Raw genomic sequence first — 13,197 nt, 5'->3', positions numbered from 1 at the left:
GCGACTAGACGTTGAAGCGGAACTCGACGACGTCGCCGTCCTTCATGATGTAGTCCTTGCCTTCCATGCGGACCTTGCCGGCCGCCTTGGCGGCGGACATGGAGCCGGCGGCCATCAGGTCGTCGAAGCTGACGATCTCGGCCTTGATGAAGCCGCGCTGGAAGTCGCTGTGGATGACGCCGGCGGCCTCGGGAGCGGTGGCGCCGGTCGGGATGACCCAGGCGCGGGCCTCCTTGGGGCCGGCCGTCAGGTAGGTCTGCAGGCCGAGCGTGTTGAAGCCGATGCGGATCAGCTGGTCGAGGCCGGGCTCGGTCTGGCCGGTGGACTCGAGCAGCTCCTGCGCCTCGTCCGGCGGGAGGTCGATCAGCTCGGACTCGATCTTCGCGTCCATGAAGACGGCCTCGGCCGGGGCGACCAGGGCGCGCAGCTCGTCGAGGAACGCCGCGTTGTTCAGCTCGGCCTCGTCGACGTTGAAGACGTACAGGAAGGGCTTGGTCGTCAGCAGGTGCAGCTCGCCCAGCAGCGACACGTCGACGCCCGCCGCGGTGGCGCCCGCGTGCAGGGTGATGCCGTCGTTGAGCAGCTTGAACGCGCCCTCGGCGGCGGCCACAGTGGCGGCCCGCTCCTTCTTGAGCTTCGCCTCTTTCTGCAGGCGGGGCAGCGCCTTCTCGACCGTCTGCAGGTCGGCCAGGATCAGCTCGGTGTTGATCGTCTCGATGTCGTCGGCGGGTGAGACCTTGCCGTCGACGTGCAGCACGTTGGGGTCGCTGAAGGCGCGCACCACCTGGCAGATCGCCGAGGCGTCGCGGATGTTGGCGAGGAACGCGTTGCCGCGGCCCTGGCCCTTCGACGCGCCGCGCACCAGGCCGGCGATGTCGACGAAGCTCACCGGGGCCGGGATTATCTTTTCGCTGCTGAACAGCTCGGCCAGCTTGCCCAGCCGCTCGTCGGGCAGCCCGACCACGCCGACGTTCGGCTCGATCGTCGCGAACGGATAGTTCGCGGCGAGCACGTCGTTCTTGGTCAGGGCGTTGAACAGGGTGCTCTTGCCGACGTTGGGCAGGCCGACGATGCCGATGGTGAGGCTCACGGAACGCTAGTCTACGCAGCGCCTACCGGAAGAACTTCCGCAGTTCCGCCGCAACCCGCTCGGGCTTGCCGCTGTTGTCGGCGGCGACGTGGCCCACACCGCCGAGCGTGACCCGCCGCACCCGGGGCAGCACCGGTTCCAAACCGTTCAAAACCCTTGTCAGGTACGCCGGGGAGCGCTCGCCACCGAGCAGGAGCGTCTCGGCGGTGACCGCGGCGTAGCGGTTCAGCGGCCCGCTCGCCTGCGCGACCACGGCAGCGTCCCCGCGCATCGTGGGCACCAGCTCGCGCACCTGCGGATCCGACCGGATCCAGAGCCGGACGAACGGGGTCAGCGCGGCCCTCGGCACGTGCCGGAAATCGCCGGTGCCCTTGCTGACGGTGATCATCGCCGCCGCCGTACGCCCGGCCGCCAGCTCTTTCTCGAAGCGGGGCAGCCAGGCCAGCGGGTCGCCGTCGCCGTAGCTCAGCGGCGGCTCGTAGAGCGCGAGCCGTTCGATCCGCGGCAGTTCGAGGGCGCCGTGCAGCGCGACGACCGCGCCCGAGCTCAGCCCGAACACGTTGGCCGCGCCGGTCTCGTCGAGCACCGCCGCGAGGTCGTCGACCTCGGATCGCAGGCCGAGGCGGCGGCGGTCGAGCACGTACACGGTGAACGTGCCGGCCAGAGCCGCCGCGAGCCGCGTGAAGTTGGCCGAGGTCTGCATCCCGCCGTGCAGCAGCACGACCTTGGGACCGCCCGATCCGAAGGTGCGGTAGCGAATGTCAGTCGCCGCTTTCGTCTCCATGTGTCAACCGTAGTTGACGCATCGGCCGCCGTCAACCAAGGTTGACAGGTGACGCTGATGTCCGAATCCCGCCAGCCAACCCGGCCCTCCGGAGAGCAGACTTCATCGCATGGAACTGGACTTCGAGCGGTGCTACCGAGCCGTGGACAGCCGGGACCAGCGCTTCGACGGCTGGTTCTGCACCGCGGTGACCAGCACTGGCATCTACTGCAGGCCGTCCTGCCCGGCCATGACCCCGAAGCGGGAGAACGTCCGCTTCTATCCGAGCGCGGCGGCCGCCCAGCGGTCCGGCTTCCGCGCCTGCAAGCGCTGCCGGCCGGACGCCGCGCCCGGCTCCCCCGAGTGGGACGTGCGTGCCGACCTGGTCGGGCGGGCCATGCGGCTGATCGGCGACGGCGTCGTCGACCGCGAGGGGGTGCCCGGGCTGGCGAGCCGCCTCGGCTACACCGAGCGCCACCTCAACCGGCTGCTCACCGCGGAACTCGGCGCCGGCCCGCTCGCCCTGGCCCGGGCGCAGCGCGCGCAGACCGCCCGCATCCTCATCGAGACCACCGACCTGGGTCTGGCCGAGATCGCGTTCGCCGCCGGTTTCGGCAGCGTGCGGCAGTTCAACGACACGATCCTCGAGGTCTACGCGCAGGCGCCGGGCACGCTGCGCGAACGCCGGAAGGTCACCGCCGGCGAGCCGGGCACGATCAACCTGCGACTGGCCTACCGGTCGCCGCTGCACGCGCCGGCCATGCTCGACTTCCTCGGCACGAGGGCGTTGCCCGGCGTGGAGGAGCGCGACGGGAACACGTACCGCCGGGGTCTGACCCTGCCCCACGGGAGCGCGACCGTCTCGCTCCGCCCGGCCGACCGCTGGGTGTCGGCCACGTTGCGCCTCAGCGACGTGCGCGACCTCGCGCCGGCTGTGGCCCGCTGCCGGCGGCTCTTCGACCTCGACGCCGACCCCGAGGCCGTCGACGCGACCCTGGGCGAGGACCCCGCGCTGGCGGCGATGGTGAGCGCGGAGCCGGGCGTACGGGTGCCGCGCGCGGTGGACGGCTTCGAGATGGCCGTCCGCGCGATCGTCGGGCAGCAGGTCAGCGTAGCCGGCGCGCGCACGACAATGAGCCGTCTGATCCGTCCGTTCGCCCAGCCGGACGCGCTCGTCGGCTTTCCCACGGCGGCCGCAGTGGCCGACCTGCCGGACAGCGCGTTCGGGATGCCGGTGGCCCGGCGCGAGACCATCAGGCAACTGGCGAACGCGGTGGCCGACGGGAAGCTCGATCTGAACCCCGGCGCCGATCGCGAAGAGACCGTAGCGCGCCTGACCGACATTCCCGGGATAGGCCTGTGGACAGCCGGTTACGTCGCGATGCGAGCAATCGGCGATCCCGACGTCTTCCTCGAGACCGATCTCGCCGCCCGCCGCGGCGCCCGCGCGCTGGGCCTTCCCGACCAGGCCAAAGCCCTGTCGGCGTACGCCGGGAGGTGGCGTCCGTGGCGAAGCTACGCCCTCGTCCGGCTCTGGCGCGCGGCGTAGTTGTCCACAGCTCAGCAAGATCTTTCCCATGGCCGCCCGCGACGGGCCAGGCTGTGTCGCAACCCTGGAGGACGCGATGTTGACGTACCGAACCCTCGACACCAAGGCCGGCCCGCTGACCGTGGTCGTCACCGGCGCCGGCGCGGTCCGCGCGGCCGGCTTCACGGCCGACGTGGGCGAGCTCACCGACCTGATCCACCCCCGGCTGCGCGAGCCGGTCGAGCCGGCCGACGACGTGGGCCCGGTCACCGGGCACGTGCGGTCCTACTTCGACGGTGACCGCTCCGCCCTCGACGCCGTGGTGGTCGAGCAGTACAACGGCGGCGAATACATGCGCCACGCCTGGCAGGTGATGCGCGAGATCAAGCCGGGCGCCCCGGTGACCTATTCGGATTTCGCCCGTCTCAGCGGCCGTCCGGCGGCGATCCGGGCGGCGGCCTCGGCCTGCGCGCGCAATCCGGTCGCGCTCTTCACCCCGTGCCACCGGGTGCTGCGTCTCGACGGGTCGCTCGGCGGCTACCGCTGGGGGCTGCCGGTCAAGCGCTTCCTGCTCGACCACGAGGCGGCGTGAGCCTTATTGAGGGGTCGATGCCCGGTCGCCGCCGTAGCATTCAGCCATGACTGATACGGGAACGACCGGGCGCGCCGGTCTGCCCGAGCGGCCGTCGCTCGACGGCCTCGAGGACAAGTGGGCGCGCACCTGGCAGGAGGAGGGCACGTATACGTTCGACCGCTCGAAGGAGCGGGCGGATGTATACGCGATCGACACGCCTCCGCCGACCGTATCGGGCGAGCTGCACATGGGGCACGTCTTCTCTTACACGCACACCGACACCGTCGCGCGGTTCCAGCGCATGCGCGGCAAGACCGTCTTCTACCCGATGGGCTGGGACGACAACGGCCTCCCGACCGAGCGACGGGTCCAGAATGTGTACGGGGTCCGCTGCGACCCGGCCCTGCCCTACGACCCGCAGTGGGAACCGCCGGCCACCGCCCCCAAGCAGCCACTCTCGATCTCCCGGCGCAACTTCGTCGAGCTCTGCGGCCGGCTGACAGCTGAGGACGAGAAGGCGTTCGAGGCGCTGTGGCGGCGGCTCGGGCTCTCGGTCGACTGGGCTCTGCAGTACACGACGATCGGGCGGCGGTCCCAGGCCGTCTCGCAGCGCGCCTTCCTCAACAACCTGGCGCGGGGTGAGGCCTACACGGCCGAGGCGCCGACCCTGTGGGACGTCGGCTTCCGCACCGCGGTCGCCCAGGCCGAGCTCGAAGACCGGGAACGCCCCGGCGCCTACCACCGGCTGCGGTTCCACGGCCCCGACGGCCCGGTCGAGATCGAGACGACCCGGCCCGAGCTGTTGCCGGCCTGCGTCGCCCTGGTCTATCACCCCGGCGACGAGCGCTACGAGGGCCTGACCACTGTCCGCACGCCGTATTTCGATGTCGAGGTCCCCGTCCTGGCCCATCCGATGGCCGCCAGGGACAAGGGCACCGGCATTGCGATGGTCTGCACCTTCGGCGACCTGACCGACGTCATCTGGTGGCGCGACCTGCAGCTCGACACGCGGGTTGTGCTCGGGCGCGACGGCCGGTTCCTGCCCGACCGCCCGGCCGGGGTCTCCGACGCGGCCTACCGCGACTTCGCCGGGCTGACCGTCAACGCGGCCCGCCGCGAGATCGTCCGGATCCTCACCGAGACCGGCGACCTGCTGGGCGAGCCCCGGCCGATCACGCACCCGGTCAAGTTCTACGAGAAGGGTGACTCGCCGCTCGAGATCGTCACGAGCCGGCAGTGGTTCTTCCGCAACGGCGGCCGGGATGCCAACCTTCGGGAACGGATGATCGAGCGCGGGCGTGAGCTGCGGTGGTTCCCCGAGCACATGCGGCACCGCTACGAGCACTGGGTGAACGGCCTGACCGGCGACTGGCTGGTCAGCCGGCAGAGGTTCTTCGGCGTGCCCATCCCGATCTGGTACCGGCTCGACGACGCTGGCGAACCGGACTACGACAAGTTTCTCATACCGGATGAATCAGCATTGCCGGTCGACCCGTCATCGGAGTGTCCGCCCGGCTTCGACGAGTCCCAGCGCGACGTCCCGGGCGGCTTCGCGGCCGACCCCGACGTCATGGACACCTGGGCCACATCGTCGCTGACCCCGCAGATCGTGGGCGGCTGGCACGACGACGAGGACCTGTTCCGCCGGGTCTTCCCGATGGACCATCGGCCCCAGGCCCACGAGATCATCCGCACCTGGCTGTTCTCCACCGTTCTGCGGGCCGACCTCGAGAACGACGTCCTGCCCTGGCGCGCGGCGGTCCTCTCGGGCTGGATCCTCGACCCCGACCGCAAGAAGATGGCGAAGTCCAAGGGCAACGTCGTCACGCCGATGGGGCTGCTCGAGCAGAACGGGTCCGACGCCGTCCGCTACTGGGCGGCGAACGGCCGGCCCGGCGCCGACCTCGCCTTCGACCCGGCCCAGATCAAGGTCGGCCGGCGGCTGGCGACCAAGATCCTGAACGCGTCGAAGTTCGCGCTCGGCCTGGGCGCGGCCGACTCTCTGCGGCAGCCGGTCACCGAGCCGCTCGACCGAGCGATGCTGGCCCGGCTGGCCACCGTCGTGACCGCGGCCACCGAGGCGTTCGACCGCTACGACCACACCGACGCGCTGCAGGCGACCGAGGCGTTCTTCTGGACGTTCTGCGACGACTACATCGAGCTGGTCAAGGAGCGGGCGTACGCGACCGGTCCGGCCGCCGAATCGGCCCGAGCGGCCCTGGCGTCCGGACTGTCGGTGCTGCTGCGGCTGTTCGCGCCGTTCGTTCCGTACGTCACGGAGGAGGTCTGGTCGTGGTGGCGGTACGGCTCGGTGCACCAGGCGACGTGGCCGACGACGTACGAGCTGACCCGGGTCGCCGGCGAGGGGGACGCCTCGCTGCTCGATCTGGCCGGTGACGCGCTGCGCCAGGTCCGGCGGGCCAAGTCCGACCGGAAGTTGTCGATGAAGGCCGAGGTGCCGCTGGCCGAGGCGCTGGGCCCGGTCGAGGTGCTCGAACGGCTGGCCCTGGTCGAGGGCGACCTCAAGGCGGCCGGCCGAATCGCCAAGCTCGACACCCTGCCCGGCCGCACGCCCGAGCTGGTGATCGCCAGCGCCTTCTGACCCGGTCCGCTCCCGCCCCTGCCCGCACGGACGACGCCGGCTCGCTCTCGGCCGTGCCCGCACGGACGACGCCGGCCCGCTCTCGGCCGTGCCCGCACGGACGACGCCGGCCCGCTCTCGGCCGTGCCCGCACGGACGATTGCCGGCTGACTCTCGGCCGTGCTCTGCGCGGCTGCGGCAGGGCGAGGGGGCGCGGGACGTTCAGTGGTCTCGGCTCTGGCGAAATCGCCGGAGCCGGGGCCGCCGGCAGGGCAGCATGAAGGCATGTCGATCGCGCCCGAGCAGGTCGAGGCGCCCGCCCGCGACGCCGTGCTGTTCAAGTCGTCGCCGGTGCGGACGTTCCTCGCGCTCTTTCTGCTGTTGATGGTGTCGTTCGCCCTGGTGGCGCCGCTGGCGGGACTGCTCGGCGCGGACGGTTCGGGCCAACGGTGGTGGCAGACCGCGGCTCAGGCCGCAGTGGTCGCGGCGCTGGCGGCCGGCGCCTACGTCTTTTCGACGCGCGGCTCACTGCGGACGTGGGTGCGGGTCTCGTCGGGCGGGCTCGAACTGGCCGCCCAGGAAAGCGACCCGATCATGCTGGCCTGGGCCGACATCAAGCATGTGACCGTGCGCCGCGAGGGCCTGAAGAACCTGCTCGAGGTGACCCCGGTCGACCTGGACCGGGTGCACCCGGTGCAGGGCGAGGAGGCCGGCCCGCCGGCCCTGGCCGAAACCCCGGACGGGCAGTCGTTCACCGCCGACCTCAGCGAGGTCTGGCCCAGCCCGCGCCGCCTGCGCCGCGAGCTGGCCAAACACCTGCCGCCCGACGGTCCCGCAACCGCCGCGAGCTAGTCGTCGCCCGGCGGGTGCCGGCCGCGGAGGTCAGAAGTCGAAGTCGCCGCCGCCCCAGCCGCCACCCATGTCGCCGCCCAAGTCGCCACCGCCCATGTCGCCGCCCGCGTCGCCGCCACCCATGTCGCCGCCGCCGAAGTCTTGAGCGGCGTCGGCGTAGCCGTCGGCGTAACCCATGTCGCCGAAGCCGGGCGAGAGCAGCGCGTCGAAGATCAGCATGCCGCCCAGCACGCCGGCGCCGGCGCCGAGCGCCGTCTTCCAGACCGGGGTCGAATACCAGCCGGCGGGCACGGGGCGACCCTGCACGCGGCCGCCGGGGTAGTAGTAGGGCGTGTCGGCGCCGGGCTGAGGGCCCGCCTTGTAGTGGTGGCCCTGCACGCTGACCTCACGCTCCTTGGTCAGCTGGCCGACGCCCTGTGCCGCGGCGAGCGCGGGCAGGTCGGGGCCGGGGTCGATGCCCATCGCGACGCGCGCGGCCCGGACGTACTGCAAGCCCTCGAGCGCCGACTCGCGCGCCAACTCGAACTGCCGCACGGTGTTGGCCTGCTGCAACTGGCCGCCGGCCGCGTTGTAACGCTCGCCGGCGTCGGAGAGCGCCTGCCGGGCCGCGTCGTCGTTGCCGTGCAGGTTCATCAGCTGACCGCCGAGCCGCTCGTACCACCGCTGGGCCTCGGCCCGCGCGTCCTCCAGCCGGGTCTGCTGGGAGGCGGCGCCGCTGCGCCGGACCAGGAGGATCACGAGAAGGACGACGATGACGATGCCCAGTATCAGCAACACGCTCATGTTTCAACGGTACCCTCGCGATTCACCGATCCGCGGTCTGGCAACCTCCCCTGTGTGACTGTTTCGACGCTGGTCGTAGTGCTTGTCTGCCTCGCTGCCGGGGGAGCTCTCGGCTGGCTCACAGCCCGGTTACGGGCGGCGGCCGACATCGCACGGCTCGAGGCGACCGTGCAGGCCCGCGCCGACGGTGAGGACCGCCTCGAGCAGTCACTGCGCTCGCTGTCGTACGAGGCCACGGCCCAGTCGCAGGAGGCGGTGGCGCGGGCGGTGGCGCCGCTGCACGAGACGCTGCGCCGCTACGAGGAAAGGGTGGCCGACCTGGAGCGGGACCGCGTCGACGCGTACGCGGAACTCCGCGAGCAGGTGCGGGCCATGAGCGCCGTCTCGGGCGAGCTGCGCACTGAGACCAAGCAGTTGGTGGCGGCCCTGCGCACACCGCAGACGAGGGGCCGATGGGGCGAGCACCAGCTGCGCCGCATCGTCGAAGCGGCCGGCCTGCTGGAACACTGTGACTTCGCTGAGCAGGTCACGGCGGCAACCGACAATTCCGGCGTACGCCCCGATCTGATCGTCCGTCTGCACGGCGGCCGCACGGTGGTCGTCGACGCGAAGGCGCCCCTGGAGGCCTACCTGTCGGCGCTGGAGGCCCGGGACGAGCGCAGCCGCGACGGCTTCCTCGACCAGCACGCCCGCCACCTGCGGGGCCACATCGACGCGCTGGCGGCCAAGCAGTACTGGACCGCTTTCGAGTCGGCGCCCGACTTCGTGGTGCTGTTCGTGCCGGCCGACCCCTTCCTGGACGTCGCCCTGCGGCACGACCCGACGCTGATGGAGCACTCCTTCCGCCGCAACGTCGTGCTCGCCACCCCGGCCACGCTGATCGCGCTGCTGCGCACGGTGGCCTTCTCGTGGCGGCAGGAGGAACTGGCACGCAACGCGGTCGAGGTGCACAGCGTCGCCCGTGAGCTCTACGCGCGACTCTCCACGCTCGGCGACCACGTCGGCAAGCTGGGCGCCTCGCTCGGCGGGGCCGTCACCGCGTACAACAAAGCCGTGGGATCGCTGGAATCCCGCGTGCTCGTCAGCGCGCGCCGGCTGGCCGAGATGGGCGTCTCGGACGACGAGATCCCCACACCGGCCCAGCTCGAGGTCGCCCCGCGCCAGCCCCAGGCCCCGGAACTGCTGGAACCGCGTTAGAGCTTGGCGGCGGCAGCGGCTTTCATGTCGCGGCGGAGCTCTTGCGGGAGCGAGAACGTCAGGCGTTCCTCGGCGGTGGTGAACTCGGTCACCTCGCCGAAGCCGCGCTCGGCCAGGAAGGCCAGCACCTCCATGACCAGGTCGTCGGGCACGCTGGCGCCGGACGAGACGCCGACCGTGGTGGCGCCCTCGAGCCATTCCTCCTGGATCTCGGAGGCGTAGTCGACCAGGTGCCCGGCGCGGGCCCCGGCGCTGAGCGCGACCTCGACCAGGCGTACGGAATTGGAGGAATTTGTCGAGCCGACGACGATCACGACGTCACACTCGGGCGCGATCTCTTTGACCACATGCTGGCGGTTCGACGTGGCGTAGCAGATGTCGTCGCTCGGAGGCGACTGCAGGAGCGGCAGCCGGGTCTTGAGGCGGGCCACAGTCTCCATCGTCTCGTCGACCGAGAGGGTGGTCTGCGACAGCCACACGACCTTGGAAGGGTCGCGCACGACGACGCTGTCGACCGAATCGGGGCCGTCGACGAGCTGGATGTGCGCGGGCGCTTCGCCGGCCGTGCCGATGACCTCTTCGTGGCCCTCGTGGCCGATGAGCAGAATGTCGTAGTCGTCCTGGGCGAAGCGCTTGGCCTCGTGGTGCACCTTGGTGACCAGCGGGCAGGTGGCGTCGATGGCCTTGAGGTTGCGAGCCTTGGCCTGCTCGTGCACCTCGGGGGCGACGCCGTGGGCCGAGAAGACGACGGTCGAGCCCTCGGGAACCTCTTCGTTCTCTTCGACGAAGATGGCACCCAGGCCCTCGAGCGTGTTGACCACGTGTTTGTTGTGCACGATCTGCTTGCGGACGTAGACCGGAGCGCCGTAGAGCTTCAACGCCTCTTCGACGGTCTGGACAGCACGGTCGACACCCGCGCAGTAACCGCGCGGCTTGGCCAGCAGGACACGCTTCCGGGGATCGCTCACCCGGCCATGGTACGTGGCCCCGGCCCGCCCCGGCCGGGCTGCGATCAGTGCCACAGCGGGTCATCCACAGGCTACGCACAAGGGGCTCGACCGGACGGCGGCCGCTCGGGATACTCGTCGGATGCTTGAGGAGCAGCAGCGCGACAAGACGGTCGAACTGGCGCCCTGGTGGGTGGTCACCGGCCGGGCCCTGCGGTTCGTTCTCGGTGCGTTGTCGCTGGTCGGCGGGCTGACCTGGATCCTGCTCAACCTGCACGTCTCGACCGCGGCGCTCGACGCCGGGGTTGGCGCGGTGCTCGCGGCCGGCGGCCTGGTGCTGCTCATGCCCCACCGCATCCGCCTGCCCCGGCTGGCGACCGCGCTCGTCATGAGCGGGTTCGCGCTGGCCGGCACTGCGGCCGGGCTGCTGGTCGAGTCGTCCCGCGAGTGCTGCATGTTCGCGTACGTCTCGGAACGCGGCTGGCCCTTCCACTGGGTCAGCCGGGGTGGTGTCGCCGACGACCCCGAGACGGCGTTCCGGCTGGCCCAGTCGTCGGGGTGGTCGGCCGACGTCGTCTCGCTGGCCACGAACCTGCTGGTCTGGTCGTATGTCGGCCTGGTGCTGGTGGTGATCGCCGTCCTGGTCCGCCGGGCCCGGCCCGTCCGGGCGGAAGAAGCCGAATCACCGGTGATGTGACGTTTTTGCCGAGATACTCGGACGCATGCCTGAGGCAGCGGAGGACGACGAACCGGGCTTTCTCGCCTCGGCGGGGGCGACCTTCCGGCTGATCGTGGGGTGGGCCTTCGTCGCGCTGGGCGTGCTCGACCTGGCCATGGGTCTCACCGATGCCTCCTACGTCGCGTTCCACGTCGTGCTGCTGGTCACCGGACTGCTCCTGCTGGGCGCGAGCCGGGTCGAGGGGTGGACGTCCCGCGTCGCCTGGCTGACCGGCGGGCTGGTGGCGGGGCTCGGGCTGGTGCTCAGCACGATTCCGGCGCTGGCGGTGGCGTGTTGCTCGCGCGGGTACGCCGTACGGCACGGTTTTCCGTTCACGATGCTCGCCCGCGATCCCGGCGGATGGCGCTTCGATCTCGCCCGTTCGCTCGCCGACCTGCTCTTCTGGCTCTGCGCCGGCCTGATCGTGCTGGTCGCCGCCGGCCGGTTCCTGCCCACCCGCCGCGCGGCGGAGCCTCCGGCGGGAGCCGCGCCGCCTGCGGGTCACGCCGAGGCCCGCAACGCCGGTGACAGCATCGGGAACCACCGGTCTCAGAGCTACGGCGACGGCGCCGGGGACCGCAACGTCCGGGGCTGAGGCCTCGCGGGGATTGTCGTAGGGCTTCCGTAGTCTGGCCGGGTGAGTGAGCCAGAGCCGAGCGCGGCGCCGCCGAAGAGTTCCCCCGAGGAACCCTGGCCGGTCCGCGTCGTCAGTCAGAAGATCGGCGCCTGGATCGCCAAGCTGGGCTGGGTCTGGGTCGATGGCCAGGTCGCCCAGATCAGCCGCCGGCCCGGCTCCACCGTGGTGTTCCTGACCCTGCGTGATCCGTCGGCCGATCTCAGCCTAACCGTCACCGCCCACCGCGACGTGCTTGATTCGGGCGCGCCCGAGCTGGCCGAGGGCGCCCGCGTCACGCTGCACGCCAAGCCCGAGTTCTACCCGGCCCGCGGCTCGCTCAGCCTGCGGGCCGACGAGATCCGCCAGGTCGGGCTGGGCGAGCTGCTGGCCCGGCTCGAAAGGCTGAAAAAGCTGCTCGGCGCCGAGGGGCTGTTCGCCCGCGAGCGCAAGCGCCGGCTCCCGTTCCTGCCGCAGCGCATCGGCCTGATCACCGGCCGGGCCAGCGCCGCCGAGCGCGACGTGCTGATGAACACGCGCCGCCGGTGGCCGTCGGTCGACTTCCGGGTGATCAACGTGCCCGTCCAGGGCCCGACCGCGGTGCCCCAGATCATCGACGCGCTCAAGGTCCTCGACAACGACGACACGATCGACGTCATCGTGATCGCCCGCGGCGGCGGCAGCGTCGAAGATCTGCTGCCGTTCTCCGACGAGGCGCTGTGCCGGGCCGTCTTCGGCGCCCGCACGCCCGTGGTCAGCGCCATCGGCCACGAGACCGACGCGCCCCTGCTCGACTACGTGGCCGACGTGCGCGCCTCCACCCCCACCGACGCGGCCAAGCGCCTGGTGCCCGACCTCGGCGAAGAGACGCAACTCATCGACGTGGCCCGCCGCCGGCTCGAACGCGCCGTGCTCACCCTGGTCGAGCGCGAGACCCACCGCATCGAGTCCTGGCGGTCGCGCCCGTCCCTGGCCCGCCCCGAGCTGCTGGTCGATCAGCGCGCCGCCGACGTGACCGCCCTGCGCGACAGGGCCGTGCGCAGCCTCGACCATCGCCTACGCCGCGCCGACGACGAGCTCCGCCACACGGTCGCCCGGCTGCGGGCGCTGTCGCCCGCGGCCACCCTCCAGCGCGGTTATGCGATCGTGCAACGCGCCGACGGCCACGTGGTCCGCGCCGCCGGCGAGGTGCAGCCGGGCGACGCCCTCCGCCTTCGCCTCGCCGAGGGCGAGCGGCGGGCAGTCGTGAGCGACGACGAATGACCGGCCTCGCGGCATGCGGGGCGAGGTGAGCAGAGCGGCGGGTTGACCGGTGGCGAAGAAAACGAGCACGGGAGACGCAGTGAGCGACGAGAAGTTGAGCTACGAGCAGGCGCGCACCGAGCTGGCCGGCGTCGTCGAGCGGCTGGAGCAGGGCGGCAGCTCGCTGGAGGAGTCGCTGGCCCTGTGGGAGCGCGGCGAGAAGCTGGCCGACGTCTGCCAGCGCTGGCTCGACGGCGCCCGCGAGCGCATCGAGGCAGCCCGCGCCGCCCGATCCGACAGCTGATCGTC

At 71.5% G+C, this 13,197-nt stretch carries 13 protein-coding genes; 9 read left to right on the top strand and 4 right to left on the bottom strand.

Features of this window, described 5'->3' with window-relative positions; genetic code table 11:
* Positions 1-4: 4 nt before the first annotated feature.
* Together ychF and KXC43_RS09490 are read right to left on the bottom strand one after the other, a co-directional pair.
* Positions 5-1,090, bottom strand: a complete 1,086-nt coding sequence (gene ychF / locus KXC43_RS09495; RefSeq protein ID WP_221375619.1) for a redox-regulated ATPase YchF — start codon at positions 1,088-1,090, stop codon at positions 5-7.
* A gap of 22 nt (positions 1,091-1,112) precedes the next feature.
* A complete protein-coding gene (locus KXC43_RS09490; RefSeq protein WP_221375618.1) occupies positions 1,113-1,874 on the bottom strand; it encodes an alpha/beta fold hydrolase in 762 nt (253 codons plus the stop codon).
* 109 nt (positions 1,875-1,983) lie between these two features.
* Here KXC43_RS09490 and KXC43_RS09485 point away from each other — a divergent pair, with 109 nt between their 5' ends.
* From KXC43_RS09485 to KXC43_RS09470, 4 genes are all read left to right on the top strand, one after another.
* The gene (locus KXC43_RS09485; protein ID WP_221375617.1) at positions 1,984-3,402 is read left to right on the top strand and encodes a DNA-3-methyladenine glycosylase 2 family protein; all 1,419 of its coding nucleotides are present in this window, start codon (positions 1,984-1,986) and stop codon (positions 3,400-3,402) included.
* Positions 3,403-3,478: 76 nt separating this feature from the next.
* On the top strand, positions 3,479-3,973 hold the full coding sequence (locus KXC43_RS09480; RefSeq protein WP_221375616.1) for a methylated-DNA--[protein]-cysteine S-methyltransferase: 495 nt from the start codon (positions 3,479-3,481) through the stop codon (positions 3,971-3,973).
* A 46-nt stretch (positions 3,974-4,019) separates the two neighbouring features.
* On the top strand, positions 4,020-6,557 hold the full coding sequence (gene valS, locus KXC43_RS09475) for a valine--tRNA ligase (protein ID WP_221375615.1): 2,538 nt from the start codon (positions 4,020-4,022) through the stop codon (positions 6,555-6,557).
* Positions 6,558-6,821: 264 nt separating this feature from the next.
* Entirely contained in the window at positions 6,822-7,388 is a 567-nt protein-coding gene (locus KXC43_RS09470) for a hypothetical protein (protein WP_221375614.1), read from the top strand.
* A 30-nt stretch (positions 7,389-7,418) separates the two neighbouring features.
* Here KXC43_RS09470 and KXC43_RS09465 read toward each other — a convergent pair whose 3' ends face one another.
* On the bottom strand, positions 7,419-8,171 hold the full coding sequence (locus KXC43_RS09465) for a hypothetical protein (protein ID WP_221375613.1): 753 nt from the start codon (positions 8,169-8,171) through the stop codon (positions 7,419-7,421).
* A gap of 54 nt (positions 8,172-8,225) precedes the next feature.
* Between KXC43_RS09465 and KXC43_RS09460 the strand changes: the two genes are divergently transcribed.
* Entirely contained in the window at positions 8,226-9,368 is a 1,143-nt protein-coding gene (locus KXC43_RS09460) for a DNA recombination protein RmuC (protein WP_221375612.1), read from the top strand.
* On the opposite strand, the gene KXC43_RS09455 is transcribed toward KXC43_RS09460, so the two are convergent.
* Positions 9,365-10,381 (bottom strand): 4-hydroxy-3-methylbut-2-enyl diphosphate reductase, encoded by a 1,017-nt coding sequence (locus KXC43_RS09455; RefSeq protein ID WP_438870874.1) that lies wholly within the window; start codon positions 10,379-10,381, stop codon positions 9,365-9,367. The genes KXC43_RS09460 and KXC43_RS09455 overlap by 4 nt on opposite strands.
* Before the next feature lie 76 nt (positions 10,382-10,457).
* On the opposite strand from KXC43_RS09455, the gene KXC43_RS09450 reads away from it, so the two are divergent.
* The 4 genes from KXC43_RS09450 to KXC43_RS09435 all read left to right on the top strand — a co-directional run bounded on the left by KXC43_RS09450 (position 10,458) and on the right by KXC43_RS09435 (position 13,192).
* Positions 10,458-11,012 (top strand): hypothetical protein, encoded by a 555-nt coding sequence (locus KXC43_RS09450; protein ID WP_221375610.1) that lies wholly within the window; start codon positions 10,458-10,460, stop codon positions 11,010-11,012.
* Positions 11,013-11,037: 25 nt separating this feature from the next.
* Positions 11,038-11,628, top strand: coding sequence for a hypothetical protein (locus KXC43_RS09445; RefSeq protein WP_221375609.1), 591 nt, complete (start codon positions 11,038-11,040; stop codon positions 11,626-11,628).
* A gap of 42 nt (positions 11,629-11,670) precedes the next feature.
* Positions 11,671-12,909: an exodeoxyribonuclease VII large subunit gene (gene xseA, locus KXC43_RS09440; protein ID WP_221375608.1), complete on the top strand. Its 1,239-nt coding sequence runs from the start codon at positions 11,671-11,673 to the stop codon at positions 12,907-12,909.
* A 79-nt stretch (positions 12,910-12,988) separates the two neighbouring features.
* Complete coding sequence (locus KXC43_RS09435; protein WP_221375607.1) at positions 12,989-13,192, top strand: exodeoxyribonuclease VII small subunit; 204 nt, start codon at positions 12,989-12,991, stop codon at positions 13,190-13,192.
* The last annotated feature ends 5 nt before the right edge of the window (positions 13,193-13,197 follow it).

Source organism: Paractinoplanes polyasparticus (assembly GCF_019710575.1).
GTDB classification, from domain to species: domain Bacteria; phylum Actinomycetota; class Actinomycetes; order Mycobacteriales; family Micromonosporaceae; genus Actinoplanes; species Actinoplanes polyasparticus.
This window is presented reverse-complemented; position numbering and strand designations above follow the sequence as displayed.

What these genes read in the sequence shown, in the direction of transcription:
- KXC43_RS09480 (WP_221375616.1), top strand. Translation starts at nt 3,479, where the DNA reads ATGTTGACGTACCGAACCCTCGACACCAAGGCCGGCCCGCTGACCGTG.
- KXC43_RS09445 (WP_221375609.1), top strand. Translation starts at nt 11,038, where the DNA reads ATGCCTGAGGCAGCGGAGGACGACGAACCGGGCTTTCTCGCCTCGGCG.
- valS (WP_221375615.1), top strand. Translation starts at nt 4,020, where the DNA reads ATGACTGATACGGGAACGACCGGGCGCGCCGGTCTGCCCGAGCGGCCG.
- KXC43_RS09450 (WP_221375610.1), top strand. Translation starts at nt 10,458, where the DNA reads ATGCTTGAGGAGCAGCAGCGCGACAAGACGGTCGAACTGGCGCCCTGG.
- KXC43_RS09485 (WP_221375617.1), top strand. Translation starts at nt 1,984, where the DNA reads ATGGAACTGGACTTCGAGCGGTGCTACCGAGCCGTGGACAGCCGGGAC.
- KXC43_RS09465 (WP_221375613.1), bottom strand. Translation starts at nt 8,171, where the DNA reads ATGAGCGTGTTGCTGATACTGGGCATCGTCATCGTCGTCCTTCTCGTG.
- KXC43_RS09490 (WP_221375618.1), bottom strand. Translation starts at nt 1,874, where the DNA reads ATGGAGACGAAAGCGGCGACTGACATTCGCTACCGCACCTTCGGATCG.
- KXC43_RS09470 (WP_221375614.1), top strand. Translation starts at nt 6,822, where the DNA reads ATGTCGATCGCGCCCGAGCAGGTCGAGGCGCCCGCCCGCGACGCCGTG.